Annotated in this window: 30 protein-coding genes; 15 read left to right on the forward strand and 15 right to left on the reverse strand. The window is 55.9% G+C overall.

Annotation, left to right across the window (positions count from 1 at the left end; translation table 11 throughout):
• The first annotated feature begins 2 nt into the window (after window positions 1–2).
• Complete coding sequence (gene benC, locus AC1D2Q_RS23185) at window positions 3–1,016, forward strand: benzoate 1,2-dioxygenase electron transfer component BenC (protein WP_477814661.1); 1,014 nt, start codon at window positions 3–5, stop codon at window positions 1,014–1,016.
• A gap of 24 nt (window positions 1,017–1,040) precedes the next feature.
• Window positions 1,041–1,814, forward strand: a complete 774-nt coding sequence (locus AC1D2Q_RS23190) for a 1,6-dihydroxycyclohexa-2,4-diene-1-carboxylate dehydrogenase (protein WP_477814662.1) — start codon at window positions 1,041–1,043, stop codon at window positions 1,812–1,814.
• A gap of 29 nt (window positions 1,815–1,843) precedes the next feature.
• Here the strand turns inward: AC1D2Q_RS23190 and AC1D2Q_RS23195 are convergent, their stop codons facing one another.
• On the reverse strand, window positions 1,844–2,206 hold the full coding sequence (locus tag AC1D2Q_RS23195) for an NUDIX hydrolase (protein WP_477814663.1): 363 nt from the start codon (window positions 2,204–2,206) through the stop codon (window positions 1,844–1,846).
• A 222-nt stretch (window positions 2,207–2,428) separates the two neighbouring features.
• Between AC1D2Q_RS23195 and AC1D2Q_RS23200 the strand changes: the two genes are divergently transcribed.
• Window positions 2,429–2,632 carry a hypothetical protein gene (locus AC1D2Q_RS23200; RefSeq protein WP_007941550.1) on the forward strand — a complete coding sequence of 68 codons (204 nt, stop codon included), beginning with the start codon at window positions 2,429–2,431 and terminating at the stop codon, window positions 2,630–2,632.
• A gap of 51 nt (window positions 2,633–2,683) precedes the next feature.
• On the opposite strand, the gene osmE is transcribed toward AC1D2Q_RS23200, so the two are convergent.
• Window positions 2,684–3,043, reverse strand: a complete 360-nt coding sequence (osmE, locus tag AC1D2Q_RS23205; RefSeq protein WP_477814664.1) for an osmotically-inducible lipoprotein OsmE — start codon at window positions 3,041–3,043, stop codon at window positions 2,684–2,686.
• An 11-nt stretch (window positions 3,044–3,054) separates the two neighbouring features.
• Window positions 3,055–3,294 carry a hypothetical protein gene (locus AC1D2Q_RS23210; RefSeq protein ID WP_477814665.1) on the reverse strand — a complete coding sequence of 80 codons (240 nt, stop codon included), beginning with the start codon at window positions 3,292–3,294 and terminating at the stop codon, window positions 3,055–3,057.
• Window positions 3,295–3,385: 91 nt separating this feature from the next.
• On the opposite strand from AC1D2Q_RS23210, the gene AC1D2Q_RS23215 reads away from it, so the two are divergent.
• From AC1D2Q_RS23215 to AC1D2Q_RS23225, 3 genes are all read left to right on the forward strand, one after another.
• Window positions 3,386–4,612, forward strand: coding sequence for an RtcB family protein (locus AC1D2Q_RS23215; RefSeq protein ID WP_477814666.1), 1,227 nt, complete (start codon window positions 3,386–3,388; stop codon window positions 4,610–4,612).
• Between the two features lie 99 nt (window positions 4,613–4,711).
• Window positions 4,712–4,948: a hypothetical protein gene (locus AC1D2Q_RS23220; RefSeq protein WP_477814667.1), complete on the forward strand. Its 237-nt coding sequence runs from the start codon at window positions 4,712–4,714 to the stop codon at window positions 4,946–4,948.
• A gap of 107 nt (window positions 4,949–5,055) precedes the next feature.
• On the forward strand, window positions 5,056–5,391 hold the full coding sequence (locus tag AC1D2Q_RS23225; protein WP_018927983.1) for a hypothetical protein: 336 nt from the start codon (window positions 5,056–5,058) through the stop codon (window positions 5,389–5,391).
• 280 nt (window positions 5,392–5,671) lie between these two features.
• Here AC1D2Q_RS23225 and AC1D2Q_RS23230 read toward each other — a convergent pair whose 3' ends face one another.
• A complete protein-coding gene (locus AC1D2Q_RS23230; protein ID WP_081625797.1) occupies window positions 5,672–5,866 on the reverse strand; it encodes a hypothetical protein in 195 nt (64 codons plus the stop codon).
• A gap of 178 nt (window positions 5,867–6,044) precedes the next feature.
• Between AC1D2Q_RS23230 and AC1D2Q_RS23235 the strand changes: the two genes are divergently transcribed.
• The 3 genes from AC1D2Q_RS23235 (at window position 6,045) to AC1D2Q_RS23245 (ending at window position 7,244) form a co-directional block, all read left to right on the forward strand.
• Window positions 6,045–6,239: a hypothetical protein gene (locus AC1D2Q_RS23235; RefSeq protein WP_477814668.1), complete on the forward strand. Its 195-nt coding sequence runs from the start codon at window positions 6,045–6,047 to the stop codon at window positions 6,237–6,239.
• A 341-nt stretch (window positions 6,240–6,580) separates the two neighbouring features.
• Window positions 6,581–6,712 (forward strand): hypothetical protein, encoded by a 132-nt coding sequence (locus AC1D2Q_RS23240; protein ID WP_477814669.1) that lies wholly within the window; start codon window positions 6,581–6,583, stop codon window positions 6,710–6,712.
• Window positions 6,713–6,989: 277 nt separating this feature from the next.
• Window positions 6,990–7,244 (forward strand): hypothetical protein, encoded by a 255-nt coding sequence (locus AC1D2Q_RS23245; RefSeq protein WP_018927980.1) that lies wholly within the window; start codon window positions 6,990–6,992, stop codon window positions 7,242–7,244.
• Window positions 7,245–7,431: 187 nt separating this feature from the next.
• On the opposite strand, the gene AC1D2Q_RS23250 is transcribed toward AC1D2Q_RS23245, so the two are convergent.
• Window positions 7,432–7,845, reverse strand: coding sequence for a CBS domain-containing protein (locus tag AC1D2Q_RS23250; RefSeq protein ID WP_018927979.1), 414 nt, complete (start codon window positions 7,843–7,845; stop codon window positions 7,432–7,434).
• Window positions 7,846–8,172: 327 nt separating this feature from the next.
• Here AC1D2Q_RS23250 and AC1D2Q_RS23255 point away from each other — a divergent pair, with 327 nt between their 5' ends.
• Window positions 8,173–8,748, forward strand: coding sequence for a hypothetical protein (locus tag AC1D2Q_RS23255; RefSeq protein ID WP_477814670.1), 576 nt, complete (start codon window positions 8,173–8,175; stop codon window positions 8,746–8,748).
• A gap of 226 nt (window positions 8,749–8,974) precedes the next feature.
• On the opposite strand, the gene AC1D2Q_RS23260 is transcribed toward AC1D2Q_RS23255, so the two are convergent.
• Together AC1D2Q_RS23260 and AC1D2Q_RS23265 are read right to left on the reverse strand one after the other, a co-directional pair.
• The gene (locus tag AC1D2Q_RS23260; protein ID WP_477814671.1) at window positions 8,975–9,718 is read right to left on the reverse strand and encodes an anti-sigma factor family protein; all 744 of its coding nucleotides are present in this window, start codon (window positions 9,716–9,718) and stop codon (window positions 8,975–8,977) included.
• The gene (locus AC1D2Q_RS23265) at window positions 9,711–10,223 is read right to left on the reverse strand and encodes a sigma-70 family RNA polymerase sigma factor (RefSeq protein ID WP_007941935.1); all 513 of its coding nucleotides are present in this window, start codon (window positions 10,221–10,223) and stop codon (window positions 9,711–9,713) included. The genes AC1D2Q_RS23260 and AC1D2Q_RS23265 overlap by 8 nt, the downstream gene beginning before the upstream one ends.
• Before the next feature lie 153 nt (window positions 10,224–10,376).
• Here AC1D2Q_RS23265 and AC1D2Q_RS23270 point away from each other — a divergent pair, with 153 nt between their 5' ends.
• Window positions 10,377–11,345 carry a metallophosphoesterase family protein gene (locus AC1D2Q_RS23270; protein WP_477814672.1) on the forward strand — a complete coding sequence of 323 codons (969 nt, stop codon included), beginning with the start codon at window positions 10,377–10,379 and terminating at the stop codon, window positions 11,343–11,345.
• A 14-nt stretch (window positions 11,346–11,359) separates the two neighbouring features.
• Window positions 11,360–11,668 (forward strand): cupredoxin domain-containing protein, encoded by a 309-nt coding sequence (locus AC1D2Q_RS23275; RefSeq protein WP_007941931.1) that lies wholly within the window; start codon window positions 11,360–11,362, stop codon window positions 11,666–11,668.
• Window positions 11,669–11,831: 163 nt separating this feature from the next.
• Here the strand turns inward: AC1D2Q_RS23275 and AC1D2Q_RS23280 are convergent, their stop codons facing one another.
• From AC1D2Q_RS23280 to AC1D2Q_RS23290, 3 genes are read right to left on the reverse strand one after another with little or no spacing between them, the layout of a single operon-like run.
• On the reverse strand, window positions 11,832–12,476 hold the full coding sequence (locus AC1D2Q_RS23280) for a TetR/AcrR family transcriptional regulator (RefSeq protein WP_477814673.1): 645 nt from the start codon (window positions 12,474–12,476) through the stop codon (window positions 11,832–11,834).
• Window positions 12,463–13,314 carry a 3-hydroxybutyryl-CoA dehydrogenase gene (locus AC1D2Q_RS23285; RefSeq protein ID WP_477814674.1) on the reverse strand — a complete coding sequence of 284 codons (852 nt, stop codon included), beginning with the start codon at window positions 13,312–13,314 and terminating at the stop codon, window positions 12,463–12,465. Before AC1D2Q_RS23285 ends, AC1D2Q_RS23280 begins: the two co-directional genes overlap by 14 nt.
• A 16-nt stretch (window positions 13,315–13,330) precedes the next feature.
• Window positions 13,331–14,515: an acetyl-CoA C-acyltransferase family protein gene (locus AC1D2Q_RS23290; RefSeq protein WP_477814675.1), complete on the reverse strand. Its 1,185-nt coding sequence runs from the start codon at window positions 14,513–14,515 to the stop codon at window positions 13,331–13,333.
• 132 nt (window positions 14,516–14,647) lie between these two features.
• On the opposite strand from AC1D2Q_RS23290, the gene AC1D2Q_RS23295 reads away from it, so the two are divergent.
• A complete protein-coding gene (locus AC1D2Q_RS23295; RefSeq protein ID WP_477814676.1) occupies window positions 14,648–15,664 on the forward strand; it encodes an AraC family transcriptional regulator in 1,017 nt (338 codons plus the stop codon).
• A 302-nt stretch (window positions 15,665–15,966) separates the two neighbouring features.
• Here the strand turns inward: AC1D2Q_RS23295 and AC1D2Q_RS23300 are convergent, their stop codons facing one another.
• The 4 genes from AC1D2Q_RS23300 to AC1D2Q_RS23315 form a co-directional block, all read right to left on the reverse strand.
• Complete coding sequence (locus AC1D2Q_RS23300; protein ID WP_026286569.1) at window positions 15,967–16,641, reverse strand: polysaccharide lyase family 7 protein; 675 nt, start codon at window positions 16,639–16,641, stop codon at window positions 15,967–15,969.
• 295 nt (window positions 16,642–16,936) lie between these two features.
• Complete coding sequence (locus AC1D2Q_RS23305; protein WP_477814677.1) at window positions 16,937–17,275, reverse strand: hypothetical protein; 339 nt, start codon at window positions 17,273–17,275, stop codon at window positions 16,937–16,939.
• Between the two features lie 16 nt (window positions 17,276–17,291).
• Complete coding sequence (locus AC1D2Q_RS23310) at window positions 17,292–18,020, reverse strand: XRE family transcriptional regulator (protein WP_477814678.1); 729 nt, start codon at window positions 18,018–18,020, stop codon at window positions 17,292–17,294.
• Window positions 18,021–18,206: 186 nt separating this feature from the next.
• The gene (locus AC1D2Q_RS23315; protein ID WP_477814679.1) at window positions 18,207–18,740 is read right to left on the reverse strand and encodes an HD domain-containing protein; all 534 of its coding nucleotides are present in this window, start codon (window positions 18,738–18,740) and stop codon (window positions 18,207–18,209) included.
• A 347-nt stretch (window positions 18,741–19,087) separates the two neighbouring features.
• Here AC1D2Q_RS23315 and AC1D2Q_RS23320 point away from each other — a divergent pair, with 347 nt between their 5' ends.
• Entirely contained in the window at window positions 19,088–19,465 is a 378-nt protein-coding gene (locus AC1D2Q_RS23320) for a c-type cytochrome (RefSeq protein ID WP_477814680.1), read from the forward strand.
• Window positions 19,466–20,051: 586 nt separating this feature from the next.
• Window positions 20,052–20,495, forward strand: coding sequence for a PRC-barrel domain-containing protein (locus tag AC1D2Q_RS23325; RefSeq protein WP_477814681.1), 444 nt, complete (start codon window positions 20,052–20,054; stop codon window positions 20,493–20,495).
• 355 nt (window positions 20,496–20,850) lie between these two features.
• Here the strand turns inward: AC1D2Q_RS23325 and AC1D2Q_RS23330 are convergent, their stop codons facing one another.
• Window positions 20,851–21,978: an ATP-binding protein gene (locus AC1D2Q_RS23330; RefSeq protein WP_477814682.1), complete on the reverse strand. Its 1,128-nt coding sequence runs from the start codon at window positions 21,976–21,978 to the stop codon at window positions 20,851–20,853.

Below are 21,978 nucleotides of genomic sequence, written 5' to 3' on the forward strand. Positions count from 1 at the left end.
TCATGACTCATTCCATTGCGTTCAATTTCGAAGACGGCGTCACCCGGTTCATCGACGCCAACGTTGGCGAAACCGTGGCCGATGCCGCGTACCGCCAGGGCATCAATATTCCGCTGGATTGCCGCGACGGCGCTTGCGGCACCTGCAAGTGTTTCGCTGAAACCGGGCGTTATGACTTGGGCGAGGACTACATTGAAGACGCCCTCAGCGCCGAAGAAGCGCAGCAGGGTTTTGTCCTGACCTGCCAGATGCGTGCGCGGAGCGATTGCGTGGTGCGGGTACCGGTTTCATCGGATGTCTGCCGTACTCGTCAGACCAGTTACGACGCGACCATCAGCGCCGTGCGTCAGCTGTCCGACAGCACCATCGCACTGTCGATCAAGGGCGAAGCCCTGAGCAAACTGGCGTTTTTGCCGGGGCAGTATGTGAACCTCGGGGTTCCGGGCAGCGAGCAGACCCGCGCGTATTCGTTCAGTTCGTTGCAGCGTGACGGCGAAGTCAGTTTCCTGATTCGCAACGTGCCCGGCGGCTTGATGAGCAGTTTCCTGACCGGCATGGCCAAGGCCGGCGACAGCATGAGCCTGGCCGGACCGTTGGGTAGTTTCTATCTGCGCGATATCCGCCGGCCGTTGTTGCTGCTGGCCGGTGGCACCGGTCTGGCGCCGTTTACCTCGATGCTGGAAAAAATCGCCGAGCAGGGCAGCGAGCATCCGCTGCATTTGATCTACGGCGTGACCAACGATTTCGACCTGGTGGAAATCGATCGACTGGAAGCCCTCGCTGCACGAATCCCGAACTTCAGCTTCAGCGCCTGCGTGGCCAACCCCGACAGCCGGCACCCGCTCAAGGGCTACGTGACCCAGCACATCGAGCCACGGCATTTGAACGATGGCGACGTCGATGTCTACCTGTGCGGCCCGCCGCCGATGGTCGAGGCGGTCAGCCAGTTCATTCGTGAGCAAGGCATCGCGCCTGCGAACTTCTACTACGAGAAATTTGCCGCCAGCGCGGCCTGAGCCGCGCTGTTGTGGGAGAGATACATGAACAGATTCCACGAAAAAATCGCGCTGATTACCGGTGCCGCCCAAGGCATCGGCCGGCGTGTGGCGGAACGCATGGCCGCCGAAGGTGCGCGGTTGATTCTGGTCGACCGCTCCGATCTGGTGTTCGAGTTGCAGAAGGAACTGGGGCGGGACAGCCAGGTGCTCGCCTTGACCGCCGACCTTGAGCAATACAGCGAATGCAGCCGGGTGATGAGCACCGCCGTCGAGCGCTTCGGGCGCCTCGATGTGTTGGTCAACAATGTCGGCGGCACGATCTGGGCCAAGCCTTTCGAGCACTATGAAGAACAGCAGATCGAGGCCGAAGTCCGCCGTTCGTTGTTCCCGACGCTGTGGTGCTGCCATGCCGCGCTGCCGTTCATGCTTGAACAAGGCAGCGGCGCCATCGTCAACGTTTCATCGATCGCCACCCGTAGCGTCAATCGCGTGCCTTACGGTGCGGCGAAGGGCGGGGTCAATGCGTTGACCGCGTGCCTGGCGTTCGAAACCGCCGGCCGTGGGGTGCGGGTCAACGCGACCGCTCCCGGTGGCACCGAAGCGCCGCCGCGGCTGATTCCGCGCAACACCGCGGAACAAAGCGCTCAGGAAAAGCTGTGGTATCAGCAGATCGTCGACCAGACCCTCGACAGCAGTTTGATGAAGCGCTACGGCACACTGGATGAACAGGCCAGCGCTATCCTGTTTCTGGCCAGCGACGAAGCCTCCTACGTCACCGGCATGGTCATGCCGGTCGGTGGTGGCGATTTGGGCTGACCTTTCAGGGGGGCGTCGGCTGCGATGAGCTACAAGCGACGCTGAAATGCTCTGATGATTCTGAGTGTGGCGTCGCTTGTGTTCAGGTTCTGGACGGCGTCCAGCGGATGCCAGATGCACTCGATGATTTCATTCTGTGGCCGAGCCTCGGCCACGTTTACGACCGACGCTTCGTAGACATGATGCCGGGTGCTGATCGTTTCCAGCTCCATCAGGTACATCAGGCCGTCGACCCCAAGCCCGGTTTCTTCATAGAGCTCTCTTGTGGCTGCTCCCGCGATGGTTTCGCCAGGCTCGATTTTTCCGCCCGGCAGGGTCCAGCGCCCCCTGGGTTTGCGCACCAGGAGAATATGCCGGTCCTGCTCGCAAATGACGGTTGCGCGTACTTTCATGGATTACCTGATTGCCGGTTGTCATAAAACAGTCATAAAAATGCAATATTCAGACCGCAATCCGCAGACGTGTCTGCTTCAAGGGTTGGAGTCGACAGGGCGGTTGAAAGTGCAATGGAATGCCGGAATCCTGACGCGACGTCTGGTCGGCACTTCTGTGAAAGTCGGGTGTAAGGTAGCTGAGTGGACCCTGGACTATCACTGCCGAAATGGAGGTGACTAATGAGCGTTCCGATGCTGACCAAAATGCACATGAACGGCTATGACGTACTCAGCGTGAACAGTGGCCCCTGGCGGGTGTGCACCAAAGGTGACCGGCTTGGATCCTTTGGCAGCCGAGAAGAAGCACTGGCCTATGCGGCTGCGCTTCCCGCCTACAGAGCCCGGTCGGGCAGATCATCGCGTAGCCACAAATCAGACAAATAGTGCAGCTGAAGCCCCGGTACGCCGGGGCTTCTCGTTATTAAAGTCGTGGGCTCAGTAACCACCACCCATCCCGCCCGTGGACGGGGAATACGCTCTGGCTTTTTGTTGGACGCGACTCCACTCGGCGCAGGTCATGAAGGCTTTATGGTCGACCTGGCCCCTGCCATCAAAACTGACGCCGTACGGCTGCTGATTGCCGGCCTGGGTCAACTTGTAATCAAAGCAAGTGCCTGGCTCCACCGTGCGATCGGTGATCGATAGCGGCTTGCCGCCAATCTGCTCGACCTGATCCTTGGTCATGCCGGCTTCGACCTTGGCGACCAGCGGTTGGTCCCGGTAGATATGTGATTCGGTGTTGCAACCACTTGTCGCCGCCAGCACGGCGATCAGCGCGCATAGAGGCTTGTTCATGGCAGCGCTCTCTAGTGAGCTTTAGTTCGAGTGATGGTTTTTGCTTTCACCTCTTCAGCATAGCCCGCCAGCCGCTCTTCATCGCCCTGGAACAAGGAACACAGCCTGAGTGTCGCCTCTGCGTCCACATCATTGCCGGCCAGGCGCAACTGCTCTGCGATGCGCAGAAGCTCTACCGCCGACCACCTCAGGTCCGACGCCACGCCTTGCAGGTCGCGCCGTAGTTGCTGTTCATCTTCGTTAAGCCACATGATGACCTCCTGCAATTCCCCGCTACGAAATAGTAATCCCATTTACCTCGATGGAGCGTTATGTTCGTCTGATCCAAAGAGAGTCGAAATCATGCAACAACCTGCCTACCAACTGCTGGAAGTCGCCAACGGCAAGCCGATCAAACTCTGGACCGAAGGCGTGCCGGTTGAAAGCGAAGCCCGGCAGCAACTGATCAATACCGCGAAGATGCCGTTTATCTTCAAACACCTGGCGGTGATGCCGGACGTGCATCTGGGCAAAGGCTCCACCATCGGCAGCGTGATCCCCACCGTGGGCGCGATCATTCCGGCGGCCGTGGGCGTGGACATCGGCTGCGGCATGATTGCCGCGCGCACCTCGCTGACCGCTGCCGACTTGCCGGACAACCTGCACGGTCTGCGCACTGCCATTGAAAAGGCCGTGCCCCATGGCCGTACGTTGAGCCATGGCCGGCGCGACGAAGGCGCCTGGGAGCGCGTTCCGCAGCAGGCCGATCAGGCCTGGGCTGCGCTGAACCCTCGGTTCAAGGCGATCACCGACAAATACCCGAAACTCGCCAGCACCAACAACCGCCAGCACCTGGGTACCCTCGGCACCGGTAACCACTTCATCGAGGTCTGCCTGGACGAGGCCAATCGCGTCTGGTTCATGCTGCACAGCGGTTCTCGCGGCGTGGGCAATGCCATCGGTACGCTGTTCATTCAATTGGCCCAGGCGGACATGCGCCAGCACATCGCCAACCTGCCGGACCGTGACCTGGCCTACTTCAAGGAGGGCAGCCGGCACTTCGATGACTACGTCGAAGCGGTGGGCTGGGCTCAGGACTTCGCCCGGCAGAACCGTGCCTTGATGATGCAAGCGGTGATTCACGCGGCGCGGCAGGTGATCCGCAAACCTTTCGAGGTTGCTCTGGAGGCTGTGAACTGCCACCACAATTACGTGCAGAAAGAGCGGCATTTCGGCGAGGACATCCTGGTCACCCGCAAAGGCGCGGTGTCGGCGAAGAAGGGCGAGTTGGGGATCATTCCCGGTTCCATGGGGGCCAAAAGCTTCATCGTTCGCGGCCTCGGCAACGAGCAATCGTTCTGTTCCTGCAGCCACGGCGCCGGTCGCACCATGAGCCGCACCAAAGCCAAGAACACCTTCACCATCGCCGACCAGATCCGCGCGACCGCCCATGTGGAATGCCGCAAGGATGCGGCGGTCATCGATGAGATCCCGATGGCCTACAAGGACATCGACAAAGTCATGCACGCCCAGCGTGATCTGGTGGAAGTGCTGCACACGTTGCGACAGGTGGTGTGCGTGAAGGGGTAGGGATGGGAGGTATTCCGCTGGTCGGGAAAATCAACGGGAGTGGACAGCTCTGCTGTCGTATGGAGGTAGTGATCTATTCGCTGGGGCGAGGTATCTCAAATGACGGCGACTGATGATTTCAGACACCATGCGCATGAACTGATCGTGGACCTGGATGCGGCCACCACGGAAATGATGAAGCTGATTTCAGCCCATCAGCTCAGTGGGCCGGAATGGGAGCGGGTCACGAAATGGCAGCATGAAGCGTACGAGCGGTGGATGAAGTATCTGAATGCGAGTTCGTATACCGATTCCGGCTCGGGGGTCGATCCGGGGCAGGGCGAGGCCTCTGTATAGAAGCCTCTGTATAAAAAGCTCCTTTAATAGTGGCGTAGCCCCAGCGTTTGCTGGATGTCTGCGCAAGTACAGGCTACATTTCCCGTTTTTCAGGATAGAGAAGCATCATGCGGATGTTGATAGCGGGAGTAGCGGTGGCTGCGTTGGCGGGCTGTTCATTGCCCGCATCCCTGGTGCCCGGTGAGCCCAATGTCAGCAAATACAGCGATAAGGCGCCCAAGGAATATGCCGGGTGTGTATTGCCGTTGTGGCGTCAGGAGATTGCGGGAACGACGCAAACCGCGATTTCCAACGGCTACCGGATTACTGCACCGAGCGTCATCACGGCTGACGAAATTCTGGATATCGTGAAGTCGAAGGATGGCAGTCGGGTATCGCTTTACCAAGGGCCGCCATGGGCCAAGTCAGGAGCGCTGCGCCAGGCTGTCCGGGATTGTTTGTAACGGTTTCTTCAGTAGATGACTCAAAAATAGTGTGGATATTTAATGGGTTACGAGATTTAGTAACTGAATGGTGAATCAAAATATCTTGTTACAGATCAATTGATTGGGTAATATTGCCCCGCGTTCACCACCACGGTTTATGCATTTTTAAAGCCCAGGCGTCCATCAGCTGCCTGGGCTTTTTTTTTGCCTGGCATTTAGGGATGGCTTACAAGCACGCTGCCGGCAGAGCGCCAGCAGCGTCGGTGATGAGGTGGGTAAGCGCTATTGCTGCTTGTTGTTACCCGGCCGGATCAGCCTTGCGCCGATCACTGCCAGAAGGATTGCCAGTGTTTATAAGCCTTCTCTCGACCAGGACATTTCGCAGGGCCTGGCGTGCCGAAGGATCCAGTTGATGTTCTCTCTCCTTGAGTTCTAGCAAGATGGGGCTGGACCAGCCACGATAGGTTTGCTCGGTAATACGAGTAGGCGTCATCTATCTCTCCCTTGTGAGTCGCCCGACAACACAGTGGGCGAAGTCCTGTGAGATAAAAATCCTAGTCGAGGAAACGATTTGTCGCCAGCGATTGGCAGTGCCGATTGTCCTGCGCAATGAAGGTAGTTGGTGATTCGGGCGTAAACTGAAAAGGCTACCTCATCAAAAGGAGCCGCATATGATCGCCGACCAAACGATTAGACAGGCGTCGGAGCAAAGCACTGTTTGGGACCAATATTTCTGTGCTGCGCTGATTGCCGAAAGCCATCTGACGGCACCGGTGGTAGGAGAAGCCACCCACGAAGACAGGCAAAACCTGCTGATCCAAAGAGCCAAAGCGCTCGCCGACAAGATGCTTGAAAACAGAAGATAAAACTGAGCCCGGCCATTGCGCCGGGCTCTTCATTTATCGCCCCTTTGACAGGTCACCTCGCCAGGCTGTCACTTGGCGGCGCGATGGACTGATCCGGTTTTTTTTATGCTGAGTTCTTTGTTCGTGGATCGTCTACAGTTAGTAATTCATGGATACGGAGATCGAACATGAAGTGCTTAATTTGTCACGCTGTCTCTAACACTGTTCATGTGGCTGAAGACTGGTCAGAGGTTGCATGTTCGGCCGGATGTGGACGCTTCAGGGTCTCGGCGAACCTTATTAAAATGATGAAGGGCAGGAACGAGTCCTTTGACATCGAGCGCACAAGGCAATGGCTCGAGATGTCCCGCAATGATGAGCCGATACCGTTGATATCCCGCTATGACTACAACGTTGCCTTGTTGCATCGCGACACCGGGGAGAAGTCGGCCATGGCGCCGAGTCGCTCCAGGCAGCCGCTGACGTCGGATTAGATTCCGCCCGGTTGTAACACCACCCTCGGCAGGCGCTGCCCAAGGCTGCGATCTTTTGATCTTCAGCGGCTCCTGAACGATCAAGATATGCAGCAGCTGCCAGCTGCCAGCTGCCGATCGACGCCTAACGTTCGACCGTCATGTAAAAACAAGCAACCTCCTTGGATCGCCCGTGTCGATATCAACATATCCGCGCGATTCGTCATCACTCCTGTCCAGGTTGTTAGCTTTTATGGCGGGCTGAAAGCGGCTATAGCTGAATGTTCAGGAGGTGGCTATGAACTGTCCGCTGTGTGGCAATACCAATGCGCTGGAAGATCTTTCGTTTGGGGGCGGATTGCGCATTCACTGCGAGCCGTGTGGTGGTTTCTATCGAATTTCATCGACCCTGCATGCCTTGGCTGAAGGAAAGTCTTATGACACCGAGCGCGCTCGAACCCGTCTGAAGAAGAAGCGTGAAACCGGCAAATTGGAGGATCAAGAGCCGGCGCTAGGCCCGGAAGACAAAGACCTACTCATCGAGCCGGGCTAATGTGTCGCGCAAAGCGAATGCAGTTCAGCGAAGGGTGCGTTGCCTGGGGGAAGGGGCAGCGACTATTTACAGAAGGACTCGCCTGGCCTTGAAGCCGAATTTCCAACGGATTCCAGGTCAGGCGAGCGTGTCGGATCCATGGGGCTTTAATCCTGATGAACACTTGAACGGCTCATTATCCAATCGGTTAATGAGCCTGTGCCACGCCGCACAAAACAGTCGCGGCGGCGGACTGAGATCGTGTGCTGGCAATGTTTCCCAGCGATACGACGCCAACCAGACGCTTGTCTCGGTTAAGCACGGGCAGGCGACGGAGGTGGACGTCCGCCATGTTTCTAGCGACATGCTCGATGTCTTCATCCTCATAGCAATAGCGGATGCCGCCACTCATTATTTTACTGATAGGGGTTGTTCCGGTGAGTCCTTCGGCGACGGCTCTGATGGCGATGTCCCGGTCCGTGATCATGCCAATCAGGCGCTCTTGCTCTTCAACCATAATGGCGCCGCTATCGATCCTGGCCATCATGCTTGCAGCCTCCTGGATCGTCTGGCTAGGTTTGGCTGTTAAAACATCTTTCGTCATAACTTCCGAAATCTTCATGAAAAAGACTCCTTTTAAAGGGATGTTTCAGTGATTGCTGACTGTCTATTTTTCGACTTGGAGGGGACGTACAGGGTTCAGAATGTTTTGTCTCCGCTCGTCATCGTGGTGAACCGGGATTCTCCAGCGCCGCTCATTGAGCGGCGTTTTCGTATGCGGGCGTTGCTCAAGGAACAGCGCAACACGGAAAAGCCTGCGAGAGAGCAGGCGGCTTCGGATGGATGGGTGAGCGGGTAACTTGTTGGTACAAATATGAATCTGTATCATTTAGTTTCAAGTCTAGGGTGCGAGGGAGTGCATTGCCCACATAAAAATAAGGTCCAGGTAATGCTCAAAATGCTACTCGTGTACGGTCATCTGATTGCCACCTGTATTGCTCTGGGGAGGGTGCTGCAGGCGGATCAAAAGCTATGGAGCTGGCGCAAGGATGTGTTGAGCCAAGTGCAACGTGAGTATCTCGACGAGACTCAAAAAATCGTCACGCTCGCGCTATTGGCTCTTTGGGGAAGTGGCTTGCTGCTGGTGCTCCAGGGTTACCTCTATGAGGGGACCACGTATCTGCTCAATCAAAAGCTCTGGGCCAAGGTGAGTGTTGTCGCACTGCTTAGTCTCAACGGCGCTTTGTTGCATCGGATCGGTTTTCCACTGCTGCAGAAGGCTCCCTTTGTCTTGTTACACAGCGGCGCCCGGACTCGCCTTGCACTGTTGGGCGCTCTCTCTATGAGTGGCTGGTTATTTGCCGCATTCCTGGGGGTGGCTCGAGCGTGGAATCACGTGCTGCCTTACATGCATGTGATGGGTGCTTTTGCCGTGTTCTCGTTAGTGGCTTGTGCAGTGGCGTGGATAGTCGCCAGCACAGCAGGCGCTATGGGTGATGAGTGGTCGCGCACTGGCAGCGAGTAAAACCTGATTATGCCGGACGCTGAACGACGAGCCTTTGCCGGCAGGCTGTTCAGGTTTATTCAGAATTGTGTTCGGGACACTGGGCGCAACTCTGGATAGAGTTCTCACCGCTCACCCAGCTTCGGCTCTTTACCAGGCACGGAGTGCTAGGCCTTGGTTGGGCGAGCACCCATTTTTGATTGTTCTCGACAGAGAGAATGACGGCGCACGCGAAACCGTGCTCCTTTCAGGCACCGTCCCTGAGCAACTGGCTGAACGCCTCCAGTTCACTTTTTTCCACATCGGAAACCAGCACGAAGCGCATGTGATTGGTTTGCCAGGACACCACGTTAAAGCCACGAATCGTCTGGGTCTGCCGCGGCTTGTCTGCCTCCGGCACCGGCAGGATAAACACATTGATGATGTGTTTGGCCCTCCCGTAACTCAGGGCTGCCGTGGTCTGGTGTTGCAGATAATCCAGCCGCCCGCCCAGTAATGGAAATCCCTGCGCCGAGTAATCGAATACCGGCGGCGAGAAGTCGAGTTTGCCGGTGAACCAGGGCTTCACGGTGTGACGGTCGGAGGACACCACATCGTTCAGATGCTCGCCCATCAACGAGCGGACATGGCTGGAGACAGCCTCGTCCATCAGAGGTTGCTCGCTGCCCGGTGTCATCACATAAAGCACTGCCGCCAAGGCCAGCGCCGCCGCGGAAAACGTCGGTGCGAACCATTTCTGCCAACGCTCGACGGCGCGAGTCGCGGGAGCACCTGCGGCAAACACGCTGGCCGCTAACGATGCCGGCGCCGGGTAATACGGCGCCTGGCGCTTCACACTGACCTTCAGCAGTTTCACTTCATCATGCAGCCGCGCGCACTCGGCGCATGCGGCCAGATGCGCAGCCACATCCGCAGCCGTCGCAGGATCGAGTTCATGATCCAGATAACCATGCAGCCGTGTCTGGCAAACCGTGCAGTCGAGTTCATTCATGATCGTGCAACTTCAGTAATTCGAGCTTGAGCATCGCGCGCCCCCGGGCCAATCTCGACATGACGGTGCCGATGGGGATATCGACCACCAAAGCGATGTCCTTGTAAGGCATGTCTTCGAGTTCTTTCAGCACAATCACCTCACGAAACACCGGCGGCAGGGCGCACAGCGCTTGCTGGATCAGCGCCGCGTTTTCCGTGTGAATAGCCAGCAATTCCGGGGTCTGGCTGTGGCTCAGTGCCCCCTCGTCATCGCCAATGTCGTCATCGAAAGCAACCCAATGGCGCCCGGCCGAGGCTTTGAGCCAGGTGTAGCTTTCATTGCGCACGATGGTCAGAAACCAGGCCTTGGCGTTGCCATCGGCGAAACGCTGCAAAAACCTGAAGGCGCGCAGGGCGCTTTCCTGCACGACATCGCGGGCGGCGGCGTCGTTGCCAGTGAGCCAGCGCGCGAGGTTGTAAGCGGCGTCCAGATGGGGCGCAATCAGGTCCTCAAATCGCTTCATAGTGGCTTCCGCACTGTCACACCCCTATAACCGCGATGCGTGGTCTTTTATTCCCTGAAAAGAATTTGTTTTCCAACGCGGAATAAACACTCGTCCCGCAAGGTTTACCTCGTGTCAGCTACATCACTGTAGTCCGCTTGCGAGGACATACCGATGGACATTCAATCACCCCCCCCAGTGCGCACCGACGACTTGCTGAACCCTGACCGCCGAACGCTGCTCAAGTGCTCGGCGTGGGCCGGGGCAGGGGTCATCTGGGCCCTGAGCGGCGGGATTCCCCGGGCCTTTGCGCTGGATGAGGCAGGCAACGTCGCCGACCCCAAGGCACTGGCCAGCACGTTTCACTTCGTGCAGATCAGCGACTCGCACATCGGCTTCAACAAGGAAGCCAACCCGGAGCCGGTAAAGACATTGCAGGTGGCGATCGACAAGGTCATCAAGCTGCCAAAACCGCCGTCGCTGATTCTGCATACCGGCGACATCACGCACCTGTCCAAGCCTGAGGAGTTCGACATGGCGGCACAGTTGCTCAAGGGGCTGCCGTCCACCGTGCATTACGTGCCGGGTGAGCACGACACCCTCGATGAGGGCGGCGGCAAGCTTTACCTGGAGCGTTACGGCAAGGGCACCAAAGGCAATGGCTGGTACAGCTTCGATGACCACGGCGTGCATTTCATCGCACTGGTAAACGTCTTCAACTTCCAGGCCGGTCACGAAGCTAACCTTGGCGCCGATCAACTGGCCTGGCTGGCCGATGATTTGCGGGCAGTGACGACCAGTACACCCATCGTCGTGTTTACTCATGTTCCGCTGTGGACGATTTATCAGCCGTGGGGCTGGGGCACCGAGGATGGTGATCAGGCGATTGCGATGCTGCGCAAGTACGGTTCAGTGACGGTATTGAACGGGCACATCCATCAGGTTATCCAGAAAGTCGAAGGCAACATCACCTTCCACACCGCCCGTGGCACGGCTTACCCACAACCTGCACCGGGTGCGGCGCCGGCACCGGGGCCGATGACGGTGGCCGCCGATCAATTGCGCAATTACCTGGGGATCACCGATGTGCGAGCGACACAGGGCGATCATCCGCTGGCGCTGATTGATTCGACACTGGTCTAGGGGAGGGCGGTCAGATGAAAACGCGACTGTTGGCGGTGGTGTGCCTGATGCTGTCGATGCCTGCGTGGGCTCAGGAGGTGAAGATCGATATCAAGGAGTTCATGTTTGCACCCAAGGATTTGACCGTGGCCGTGGGCACCAAAGTGACGTGGGTGAATGACGACCAGATTCCGCACACGGTGGCAGAAACCCACAAGGTGTTTCGCTCGGGGGCGCTGGATACGAATGACAGTTTTTCCTGGGTGTTCAATACGCCGGGAGAGTTCGAGTATTTTTGTGCGCTGCACCCGCAGATGATCGGGAAGATTGTAGTCACCCAGTAAACACAGGGCGCTGGAAGGTTAAAAGACCGCCGCCTTCGACTGTTCTGACGTCTGCCGGCTCACTCAGCAGGTATCCCCAGAAACGACAAAGCCCCGAATATTCGGGGCTTTGTCGTACGGAATCTGCTGGCGACGCAGTTCGAGGAAGAGCCGCATAGGCTTGTTATTTCGTAGTTGGCTGCTTCGTATTGTCGCCCGCGTTGGCAGTCGTCACCCAATTACGCGTCTTTGGCGCCAATAATCGCTCGATGGCGCCACTCACCATGTTTTCCATCAAATTATCGCGCTCTTGTTCATCCAGCGAATAGTGCATCAGCCAACTGGGCGCGCTGTTGAGCAAGGCTGCAATGGCTCGACCCGCGGCCCGTTGCGCCGGTTCGCTCACGCGGGGTTTGGCTCCGAGCATCAGCAGCAATTTGCGTTCGTATTGCTCGCGCAAGTGGCGAACCTGTTCCTGCTGCTCCTCGTTGAGGCAGCCACTGTCGCGCTCCGCCAGTCGAAAATGCCAGGGCATTTCCTGGTGCAGACTCTGGTGGGCGCGGATCAGGCTGTTGAGCCTGTCGCGTTTTGCCGGCGCCTGTTGCTCAAGGCGCCCCAAGGTTGCCAGCAGCTCCTCGTAGAACTCCTCGATCAAGTCGAGCAGCAAGTGCTGTTTGCTGGGGTAATGGTGATACAACGAACCTGGAGTGAGCCCCAGGCTCGTCGCCAGCTCACGCATGCCGACCTGACCGAAACCCTTGCTGGCAAACAGCTCCAGCACCTTGCCCCGGTACTCGGCAAACCGTGAGCAACGCTCAGGCATAGGCATGGAAGCCACGCCCCGTTTTGCGCCCCAGGTAACCAGCGGCGACCATTTCCTTGAGCAGCGGTGCAGGGCGATATTTGCTGTCATTGAAGCCGTTGTAAAACGCTTCAAGAATGGCCAGCACCGTGTCCAGACCGATCAGATCCGCCAGAGCCAGCGGCCCGATCGGCTGGTTGCAACCCAGGCGCATGCCGGCGTCGATGTCTTCGGCGCTGGCCAGGCCTTCCTGAAACACCAGGATCGCTTCATTGATCATCGGCACCAGAATCCGGTTGACCACGAATCCCGGACGGTTGCCCGCGGTGATCGCGATCTTGCCAAGGGCTTTTGCCATGTCCAGCGCCAGGGCGTGGGTGGCATCGCTGGTTTGCAGGCCACGAATCACTTCGATCAGGCCCATCACCGGCACCGGGTTGAAAAAGTGCAGGCCGATGAAACGCTCAGGCCGGCTCACGCTGGCGGCGAGTTGGGTGATGGACAGCGACGACGTGTTGGAAGCGATCACGCACTCGGCGCTGACCTGCGCGGCGATTTGTTGAAGCACGCGCAGTTTCAAATCGAGGTTTTCGGTGGCGGCCTCGATCACCAGTTGTACGTTTTGCAGGCTGTTGTAATCGGTACTGGTGCGAATCTTGTCGAGGGCGGCGAGCTTTTGCTCATGCGTGAGCGTGTCTTTGGCGACCTGGCGATCGAGATTTTTATCGACGGTCGCGATTGCCCTTTGCAGAGCACTCTCGGAAATGTCGATCAAGGTTACGTTGAAGCCGGCCAGGGCGCAGACTTGCGCGATGCCATTGCCCATGGTGCCGGCGCCGATGACGCCAATGTTCTGTAGGTTCATGCGTATGTCCTTGTGATCAAACCCGTTCGAACAACACGGCGATGCCTTGGCCGCCACCGATGCACATGGTCGCCAGGGCATAACGGCCCTGACAGCGATGCAGTTCATGAATGGCTTTGGTGGCGATGATCGCGCCAGTGGCGCCCACCGGATGGCCCAGCGAGATGCCCGAACCGTTGGGGTTGACCTTCTGCGGATCGAAACCCAGCTCTTGCGCTACGGCACAAGCCTGGGCAGCGAAAGCTTCGTTGGACTCGATCACATCAAGGTCGGCGACGGTCAAACCGGCGCGCTTGAGCACCAGGCGGGTGGCGGGAATCGGTCCCAGCCCCATCATTGAAGGTTCAACGCCTGCGTGGGCATAACCCACCAGTCGAGCCATGGGCTTGAGGCCTTGTTCCTGAACAGTTTGGCCGGTGGCCATGATCAGTGCGCTGGCACCATCATTGAGACCAGACGCGTTGCCGGCGGTGACGGTACCGTCCTTTTTGAACGCCGGTTTCATGCGGCTCAATTGCTCGACGTTGACCTCAGCCCGTACATGCTCATCCGTCGCAAACGAAACCGTCCCTTTGCGGGTCGCGACTTCGATCGGCACGATCTGCCCGGAAAAACGCCCCTCGGCAATCGCCCGGGCAGCACGCTGCTGGCTGAGAAGCGCCAACTCATCCTGGAGCTGACGTGTGATGCCATAGTGCTCGGCGATATTTTCAGCGGTGATCCCCATGTGGAAACCGGCAAACGGGTCTTGCAGTGCCCCAAGCATGTAATCGATGGCCTGCATGTCGCCCATTCGTGCACCCCAACGCGCCTGCGGCAACAGGTACGCGCCTCGGCTCATGGACTCGACGCCGCCGGCCAGCGCAGCGCCCGCATCCCCCAGCATCAAACTTTGCGCGGCACTGACAATCGCTTGCAAACCCGAACCGCAAAGGCGATTGACGTTGAAGGCGGGAGTCTCTTTCGTCAGGCCGGCATTCATCGCTACGACCCGGGAGATGTAGGCATCGCGTGCCTCGGTCGGGATCACATGTCCCATCACCGCATGACCGATGTGCTCGGGCGCCAGGCCTGATCGTTCGATAGCGGCGCGGCAAACATCGGTTGCCAACTGAATAGGCGGTACATCCTTGAGTGAACCGCCAAAGCTGCCGATGGCAGAACGGACGGCGCTCACTACAAAAATATCGGAATGGTTCATGTTGGCTCTCTTGAACAGGTCTTTTTTGTTGAGCACGAGTCTAGAATCAGCAGCGCCACTGGCCTATGCCAAAACTGTTCAAGGGTGATGGCGTTTTTTGCCATGTTCAGATGTGACGAGAGAGGCATTCAAATGCGGGAAACGGATTCGGTGGCGGTTTACTTCATGTATCCCATGATCCATGCGCTGCGTGAGAAGCCGCAGCGTCTGCGGTCACTCCTTGAACAGGTGGGAATTGATCCGGCACTGATGGATCAGCCGACAGCACGGGTGCCGGCCACGGCTTTCGCCGCGTTGTGGCTGGCGCAGATTCGTGAGTTGAACGATGAGTTTTTCCAGTTGGACTCCCATGGTATGCCGCCGGGCGGTTTTGCCTTGATTTGTCGGGCATTGATTCAGGAGCCGACGCTGGAAAAAGCCATGCGTCAGTGCCTGGCCAATTTCGCCTTGTTTCTGCGTGATTTTCGCGGCACGTTGAGTGTGCGTGGCAAGCGTGCGGTCATCAGCTTGCAGACCCGCTCGCAGAACAGCGAGGTGAGCCGGCTGGGCGAAGAAACGTTTCTGGTGTTGATGATCAGTCTGCTGTGTTGGCTGGGCGGGCGGCGAATTCCCATCGATCGTGCGGACTTCCGTCATCAGCGTTTGTCGCTGCGTGATGACGCCTTGCTCTGGGGGCCCAACCTGACCTTTGGCACCGAACACACCGAAATCGAGTTCGCCAGTCACTACTTGCGGCTGCCGGTGGTTCAGGACCTAGCCTCGCTGAAAGTGTTTTTGCGCACCGCACCGCAATGGCTGGTGATCCGCTTCCGCAACCAGCATGGGCTGGCATCGCAGGTTCATCAGCGCCTGCGCCATAGCCATTACAGCGAATGGCCGACCTTGCAGGACTTCGCCCTGGAACAGCATCTGAGCCCCAGTACCTTTCGCCGGAAACTGGGACGTGAAGGCTGTTCGTATCAGGAAATCAAGGATGAAGTGCGGCGCGGGGTGGCGTTTGAACGGTTGCGCCAGAGCAAGGCGAACATCAGCGATATTGCCGAACAGTTGGGGTTTCAGGAGCCGAGTGCGTTTCACCGTGCCTTCAAAAAATGGACGGGGGAGAGCCCGGGGCAATACCGTTTGCGGTTTCAAGGTCGTGATGATTGACCCATCCGGCCGGCGTAGCCAACCAGGCTTTTCCAGTCGTGCATTCAGGTCGTGAACTGATCCAGAACCACTCAGCTGCGCTCATCCGTGCCGTGCGCATCGGGGGTGATCTGCGCGAGGTCGTCACCTCTGGCTCTGCCTGCGCCGGTCTCTGCCCGGCGTACTCAGTGGCTGGCCTGATTACCGGTCAGGTGCCTGCTTTGCTACAGATCACACTCCGATGCGCTCTCATTGAGAGGGGCGGGCAGTTATCGTCAGGCTGACGTGACGCTGGTTGTCATGCTCGCACGAAATGCGCGATTTCAGAGGTGGGTGATGGAAAGGTCGCTGATGATGCAGACCGAACCGTCTTGCGGGTCAGTGGTGTCGGAGTAATCGATCTGGTTGTACACACCGCCGTGGAAGGCGAGAGTTTTCGTGTCCCAGGTGTTGTCGAGGCGCATGATTGCAGAGGTAGATTTGACGCCATTACAGCTCGCCGAGACGGATACAGCGCCGCTCGAATTGGCGTGAATGTTGATTTTGAAAAGTGCACCGAGTGGCACGTCTTCCAGAATCGTCGTGTTCACCGGGTCTTCCTGGAGATAGCTCGACCGAAATCCCATCGTGATTCGGCCTTTGTTCCAAAACACTTTTACAGGTGGCCTTTCCGAACCCTGAACATGAATCTGGCTGATCACAACCTTCTGCAGCGAGTTGACCTTCGTGACTCGCATTTCTTGTCGGTTCCAGTGGTCAGCAGCGCTGGCGAACAACCAATAACCTGGCTCTTTCCACTCGCAGCGCGTCCGCAGGGTGCTCTTGCTCGAAGCGCCGAGCGTCGGCGCCGTCATTTGCAGCGAGCCATCTGGAAGCATCGAAACAACTTCCGGGCATTCGAGCAGTGCCCGCCAGCCGATCAATTCAAGCGCGATCGGGTTGGTGTCGGAGATTGGGAGCGGTGTAGCGATTGTGTAGTTGCTGATGTCTACGGTCATGGTCATTTCCCTATTTCATTTGATGTCACCCTTTGCTCAGTTGAGCCTTACGTTTGGTGCTGCTGGGCCTGTGATGCGTTGGCTTGGACTGAAATATAGGTATTCCCGTAATGCGTGTCAATGGGCATTCCCATAATTAAGCCACTCCCACATTCTTATGGTGAGAGGGAGTCTGCATTTGGTGAGATTGGATGCGCTGAAATTCTTCTTGGGAGTGCGGCCACGCGCAGTACGGCGAACGCCTCAAGCTCGTCCAGGCATCGAGGAACGGCGTCCAGCAGCGCGTGTATTTGATCTATTTTGCTAAGACTGCACGTTGGAGCCAATTCCGACTTTCTGCTTTGGTGCAGCGTATCGAATCCATGCGCCGGATAAGTGCTTGGGATTTCGAAGGGTCAAAAGGTTTGAAAGCAGCAGAAAACCCGTTCAAGCCGGCAATATCCTGCATTYCAAAATAAAGCAGGTCGCTGAGATATTCGCATTGCTCCAGCCGATCAGCCTCAGTGATGGGCATCGGCGCCGAGTCAATTTGCTTCTCGAATTCCGTTTTTTCCTTCGGTGCGCTGCTGCAGCCAGAAAGGAGTATCGCCAGCAAGAGGCCGGCAATCTGTGACGTGCGCATCTTCACTTCCATTTGAAATGTCATTCCTTCAACGCGAATACATCGCCCACCAGAACACATGTCCCAGAATCGAAATCTGCTGCTCCTGGATTTGCTGGAACGTGTAGTCCTCGTCCGGATGCTCGTCTCGGTTAAAGCTTCGCAGGCGAATTCCGGTGGGCGTGCGGTACACCTGCTTGACCCTCAGTTGGCCGTGGTGGTTGATCGCGTACATCTCGCCGTCGACGATATCGCTCAACGTGTTCTTGCCGACGTTGACGCCAACCGTGGCGCCGTCGCGCAGCACCGGCAGCATGCTATTGCCACTCACCGCGACGCACTTCGCGTTGCTGAACTGAACGTTGTTGTGGCGAAGGTCTTTCTTAAAGAAGCGCAGCCTGGCGCTGGTGCTTTCGGCAATCGCGAATCGGCCGGAGCCCGCTGCTAACTCCACTTCCTGGAGAAATGGCACGTAAACCTCGTCGTCATCGAGCGGGGTTTCGTCATCCCATGTCTCAATGTCTGACATTGCCACGTTTGGTTGAGTGCGTTCAGCGGCTTCTGCAACACCTTTAAGCATGTCGCCACTGCCTTCAGCGAGCCACATAGGGGAGACACCACAGACCGAAGCAATCTGAGCAGCAAAGGCCGTCGCCTTCGATTTGCCGCGCTCAAGGTCGGAAATTGATGTCTGCGTGAGGCCGGCGCGCTCAGCAAGCTCGGTCTGGTTCAGACCGGCATGGCGACGGGCGATTTTGAGTCTTTCTTTAAATTCCATTCGCGAAGTATTACGGGCGCTCCCATACTCTTGCAAATCGGTATTCCTATAATCACGTGGTATGGGCGTTCCCGTATGGGCGGCCCCCCAAAAAAAGCGCTCAATGTCTGGAAGCAATGCGCGCCGTGCAACGACCACAAGTCCGGTAGCATTGTGATCGCCACAGTCAGGGCGGGCTCACTAAATTCAGAGCCGCATCATTGGCAGTGGGCTCAGTGGGTTCGTTAGCAGTCGTTTGAGCGAAAGCTGAACTAAGCGAATGTGAAATCCTGCATCAGGAAAGGCCGAGAATATCTCACGTCGCTTCTGTCGTGAGAGTCCAAAAGTAACCGCACCGCGGGAGACGTCGATCCAATCGGCTTTCCGAAATACCTCTGCAAGGTTCTGTGGATCGCTATGGGACCGAGTTATTTTATGGTGGTTGCGAATGATCAAGATAATTTCTTCCGCCCAATCCAGCTTGTCGATTTCCTGAAGGAAGTCTTCTGCCAATTGCTCTGACGGGGGCAAGTAATCAAACGTCTTGGCCGTCCATATACCAAGATCATGAAATACCCCGGCCAAAACTATCTTTTCTAGATTTACAGTGTCCAGCGTGCTGAGTGAGCAACAAAAGTTGATGACTCGGTCCACATGATTTCGGTATCCGGTGAAGTCATTGCCGAGGTTTCCGGCATAGCGCTGAAGCAGTTCGTCCAGCAGCTCAATTTTGGTGAGCACTGTTCCATCCTCCTTGTTTGGAGGGGGCTACTTTATAGGCTTGGATGCCTTGTATAAAGGCGCCCAGTGGAGAATGCGAAATTGCACTCCACTTGAACACCCGTTTGCATCGACCTGACCAGTCATTTGCATTCGTTCTGACCACCGATTGCATCGGATTTGAGCCACACGCTTTGCAACCAGGTTCGGCAGAGAGCGGTTAGAAGCGGTCAGCGGGATGCGCCTGGAAAAACGAGTTGATTCAATGGGCATCAGAAATGACTGTGTGTGCGGACACGATGGCTGATATCTTTCCTGCGCACCAAATCGCGTCCAGTCGACGCTGATCCCATCAAGGAAGATAAAAAATGAAAATATTATTCATCGCTTCGCTAGGAATTGTATCGCTAATTCAAATATCACTATCCTTCGCGGATAATGTTAATGGAAAAAATCTCTATTTACAGCGATGCAGCATGTGCCACGGAGTAGATCTCAAAGCAACAGGACCGTTGGCTAATAAAAGCAATCCTCCTACACCTGATCTAACAACATCCGCTTTCAAAAAGCGATTAAATAATTATCCGGGCGTAATTGTATCATCGATAATACTTCGTCCAAATGGAGACTTGATTCCAAAAACGTTGCGAGAGAATGGTGTAACGCTATCGCCGTACGCTTGGAGGATTAAAGATCTGCGCGATTTAAATCAATACATGGATGGTGTGATTTCAAAAAGTCGATGATTTTTGAGATGAGAGGCAGGTACAGAAATTTAAAAGCCATTTCAGGTTTGAGGGCGTGTGGGGCAATGCTGGTGAGTCAGTCGACCTCGTGCGAGCACATCGCTAATGGACAATCCCCAATTAATACAAGCTCGGGTGGCTCTTCGCATCAAGCAACAATCGACTGCGGTCGTGACAGGCAAGTAACGGCCAAAAGCAGATATTCACCTGCCAATTTTATGTCCTGCTCCAGATTGTGCCGGACTTTCCCCTGTATTAACTATCATTCAAATAAGCTTGGTCGCAGTAGCGATCCAAACTTAATCGTCATGTTATGAAGTCATATGCAAGTCAGTTGCCATAATGAGAAAACGCTWCATCCACGCCTCTATGACATCAATCTGGTTAATGCCTAAAATAAAAACAAGTATTACACATGGATGTGCACTAATTAAAAGTTGATTGACTTTTTACTCCAATTTACCATTCGTCGTCATGCAGAAAAAAAATTAAACTTTTTCGAAAGCGGGTGACTCCCACTAATACAACCATCACGGCGGTGGGTGTATTTTTCTGATTGATTGACGATTGCTGATAGGAGATAGTAATGAACTACGTAGATCGCGATACCTATGGCATATACAAAACCAACCTCCTGCGAGATACCAGCTCCGAGGAACAGGGGCCTGGCCCCGACCTGATGGGGGCAGACACACTCATTGGAAATGATGTTTATAACCATAATGACGAAGACTTGGGGGATATTAAGGAAATCATGCTAGATGTTCGCAGCGGAAGAGTGAGTTATGCTGTTCTATCTTTTGGTGGCTTTCTTGGTATGGGAGAAAAACTGTTTGCAGTACCCTGGAATGCATTGACACTGGATACAGTAAACAAGCGCTTCGTGCTCAATGTAGAGAAAGAGCGCTTGGAAAATGCACCAGGTTTTGACAAGGACAGCTGGCCTAATATGGCTGACGAGTCTTGGGCCACAGAAATCCATTCTTTCTATGGAACTAAACCCTTCGATTACGATACTGTTCGGAGATAAAGTATCGACAAGGCTAATGTCCATGTCCGAAATGAAGAGTGATGCGCGCCGAGCAAACAACGATATGTTTCGTTGGGGGGGGCAAACCCTAAGGCGCGCATTGCGGTAAAAAAAAGTTTGTCGAAGCAGCAAGGGAGGATATTTTCTACAACTATCCAGTGCTCCATTGCATATTACTCGAAACGTGATCTTCCGCTTTGCCCCAAACTGTGTGAAAACGTTTTAGAGCAGGTTTGACAATCAGGACTGGAACGAAAATCGCGCTCCCTGTCGCGGCGGAGGGCAGCAATCAACCCGAAGCAGACATTCTGCCGGAGGGGTTACAGGCTCTGTGGTACTTACAGTCGAAACTCGATTATTGGCAAACAGGTAAAGTTACACGGAAAATCGTGCCGTCCTCTAGCGTCGACTCGACCTCTATCTTTCCACCATGGCCCTCTACAATCTGAGCGGCGATGAATAATCCAAGCCCCAGACCAGAGGAGGTTCCTGGTTCACTGTCGGTATATCTGGAATAACGTCCTTCCGGATCGAAGAGAGTGGGCAATGCGCTGGGAGGAATGGGCTCTCCATGATTTTGCACGCAAAAGTAGGCAGTGGTGCCATCCCCGGTCAATGTGACATTAATCGGACGCTGTAAGTGGCCGTGTCGCGCGGCGTTGCCAATAAGATTCGAAAACACTTGTGCCATGCGTGATGGATCGTACAGGCCTGGAACCGGTCCCGTGTCGGTGAAAATGATTTTTGCTTTAGGATGGGCAGCGGTGACTTCATCCACGACTGATTTGCAAACAGAAGTTAGGTTAGTATTTTCTGGTTGTACCGGAATGCCCGTGCCAAGGTTACAGCGCGCCAGGTCGAGCAGATCTTGCACCATCTGGTTGGCGCTTTGAACGCTTGTAGAAATCTGCGCAATTATTTTTTTTCCACGGCTGCCCAGTTCCTCAGTCTGCCTCAACAGATCGGCGCCCAGCATTACCGCGCCCAACGGAGTGCGAAGGTCGTGGCCCAATACCCCCAAGACCGTTTTTCGGGTTGTCTCCACCGCTCGCCCATACGTCGCAATTGACTCGACAAGCGCTTGATCTATCGCCTCGTTGAATCGGATTATGTCTACAACTTCATGGTCGTCCCCTGCGCCTTCCTGGGCCAGCCAAAGCCTGAGGACGCTTGATCTGAGGGCGCGATATTCGGAGACCATCTGGTCTAGAGTGAAACCAGCCATTAGGCGCGTCACTGCATGGCTTTGAGCCGCCGACTCCTCTTCTGTTACAGGTGCCAGCCCATGGGACTTGTCGATCTGTTGCTTCTGGGTTTGAGAGGTACGCATGTCGAGCGCAACAGCCCTCAGAATAAACTCGGCATGGTTTCTCAGGCCTTGGGAATCCATAGCGGGTACCGAGGTATCAACAGACCTGGCAAATTCTTCCCACGCTTGCAGAATAGACTCAAGGTTTTTGAGGATGAAATCTGAAAGTCTCAT

Source organism: Pseudomonas sp. P1_A1, from assembly GCF_056406935.1.

Excerpts from the sequence above, each read along its gene's own strand:
- AC1D2Q_RS23230 (WP_081625797.1), bottom strand. The coding sequence starts at position 5,866 with ATGACGCCTACTCGTATTACCGAGCAAACCTATCGTGGCTGGTCCAGC.
- AC1D2Q_RS23310 (WP_477814678.1), bottom strand. The coding sequence starts at position 18,020 with ATGGAATTTAAAGAAAGACTCAAAATCGCCCGTCGCCATGCCGGTCTG.
- AC1D2Q_RS23290 (WP_477814675.1), bottom strand. The coding sequence starts at position 14,515 with ATGAACCATTCCGATATTTTTGTAGTGAGCGCCGTCCGTTCTGCCATC.
- AC1D2Q_RS23225 (WP_018927983.1), top strand. The coding sequence starts at position 5,056 with ATGCGGATGTTGATAGCGGGAGTAGCGGTGGCTGCGTTGGCGGGCTGT.
- AC1D2Q_RS23240 (WP_477814669.1), top strand. The coding sequence starts at position 6,581 with ATGTCCCGCAATGATGAGCCGATACCGTTGATATCCCGCTATGACTAC.
- AC1D2Q_RS23270 (WP_477814672.1), top strand. The coding sequence starts at position 10,377 with ATGGACATTCAATCACCCCCCCCAGTGCGCACCGACGACTTGCTGAAC.
- AC1D2Q_RS23255 (WP_477814670.1), top strand. The coding sequence starts at position 8,173 with ATGCTCAAAATGCTACTCGTGTACGGTCATCTGATTGCCACCTGTATT.
- AC1D2Q_RS23195 (WP_477814663.1), bottom strand. The coding sequence starts at position 2,206 with ATGAAAGTACGCGCAACCGTCATTTGCGAGCAGGACCGGCATATTCTC.
- AC1D2Q_RS23235 (WP_477814668.1), top strand. The coding sequence starts at position 6,045 with ATGATCGCCGACCAAACGATTAGACAGGCGTCGGAGCAAAGCACTGTT.
- AC1D2Q_RS23285 (WP_477814674.1), bottom strand. The coding sequence starts at position 13,314 with ATGAACCTACAGAACATTGGCGTCATCGGCGCCGGCACCATGGGCAAT.
- AC1D2Q_RS23300 (WP_026286569.1), bottom strand. The coding sequence starts at position 16,641 with ATGACCGTAGACATCAGCAACTACACAATCGCTACACCGCTCCCAATC.
- AC1D2Q_RS23330 (WP_477814682.1), bottom strand. The coding sequence starts at position 21,978 with ATGAGACTTTCAGATTTCATCCTCAAAAACCTTGAGTCTATTCTGCAA.
- AC1D2Q_RS23280 (WP_477814673.1), bottom strand. The coding sequence starts at position 12,476 with ATGCCTATGCCTGAGCGTTGCTCACGGTTTGCCGAGTACCGGGGCAAG.
- AC1D2Q_RS23250 (WP_018927979.1), bottom strand. The coding sequence starts at position 7,845 with ATGAAGATTTCGGAAGTTATGACGAAAGATGTTTTAACAGCCAAACCT.
- AC1D2Q_RS23325 (WP_477814681.1), top strand. The coding sequence starts at position 20,052 with ATGAACTACGTAGATCGCGATACCTATGGCATATACAAAACCAACCTC.
- benC (WP_477814661.1), top strand. The coding sequence starts at position 3 with ATGACTCATTCCATTGCGTTCAATTTCGAAGACGGCGTCACCCGGTTC.
- AC1D2Q_RS23295 (WP_477814676.1), top strand. The coding sequence starts at position 14,648 with ATGCGGGAAACGGATTCGGTGGCGGTTTACTTCATGTATCCCATGATC.
- AC1D2Q_RS23210 (WP_477814665.1), bottom strand. The coding sequence starts at position 3,294 with ATGTGGCTTAACGAAGATGAACAGCAACTACGGCGCGACCTGCAAGGC.
- AC1D2Q_RS23190 (WP_477814662.1), top strand. The coding sequence starts at position 1,041 with ATGAACAGATTCCACGAAAAAATCGCGCTGATTACCGGTGCCGCCCAA.
- AC1D2Q_RS23260 (WP_477814671.1), bottom strand. The coding sequence starts at position 9,718 with ATGAATGAACTCGACTGCACGGTTTGCCAGACACGGCTGCATGGTTAT.
- AC1D2Q_RS23320 (WP_477814680.1), top strand. The coding sequence starts at position 19,088 with ATGAAAATATTATTCATCGCTTCGCTAGGAATTGTATCGCTAATTCAA.
- AC1D2Q_RS23200 (WP_007941550.1), top strand. The coding sequence starts at position 2,429 with ATGAGCGTTCCGATGCTGACCAAAATGCACATGAACGGCTATGACGTA.
- AC1D2Q_RS23275 (WP_007941931.1), top strand. The coding sequence starts at position 11,360 with ATGAAAACGCGACTGTTGGCGGTGGTGTGCCTGATGCTGTCGATGCCT.
- AC1D2Q_RS23245 (WP_018927980.1), top strand. The coding sequence starts at position 6,990 with ATGAACTGTCCGCTGTGTGGCAATACCAATGCGCTGGAAGATCTTTCG.
- AC1D2Q_RS23265 (WP_007941935.1), bottom strand. The coding sequence starts at position 10,223 with ATGAAGCGATTTGAGGACCTGATTGCGCCCCATCTGGACGCCGCTTAC.
- AC1D2Q_RS23215 (WP_477814666.1), top strand. The coding sequence starts at position 3,386 with ATGCAACAACCTGCCTACCAACTGCTGGAAGTCGCCAACGGCAAGCCG.
- AC1D2Q_RS23220 (WP_477814667.1), top strand. The coding sequence starts at position 4,712 with ATGACGGCGACTGATGATTTCAGACACCATGCGCATGAACTGATCGTG.
- osmE (WP_477814664.1), bottom strand. The coding sequence starts at position 3,043 with ATGAACAAGCCTCTATGCGCGCTGATCGCCGTGCTGGCGGCGACAAGT.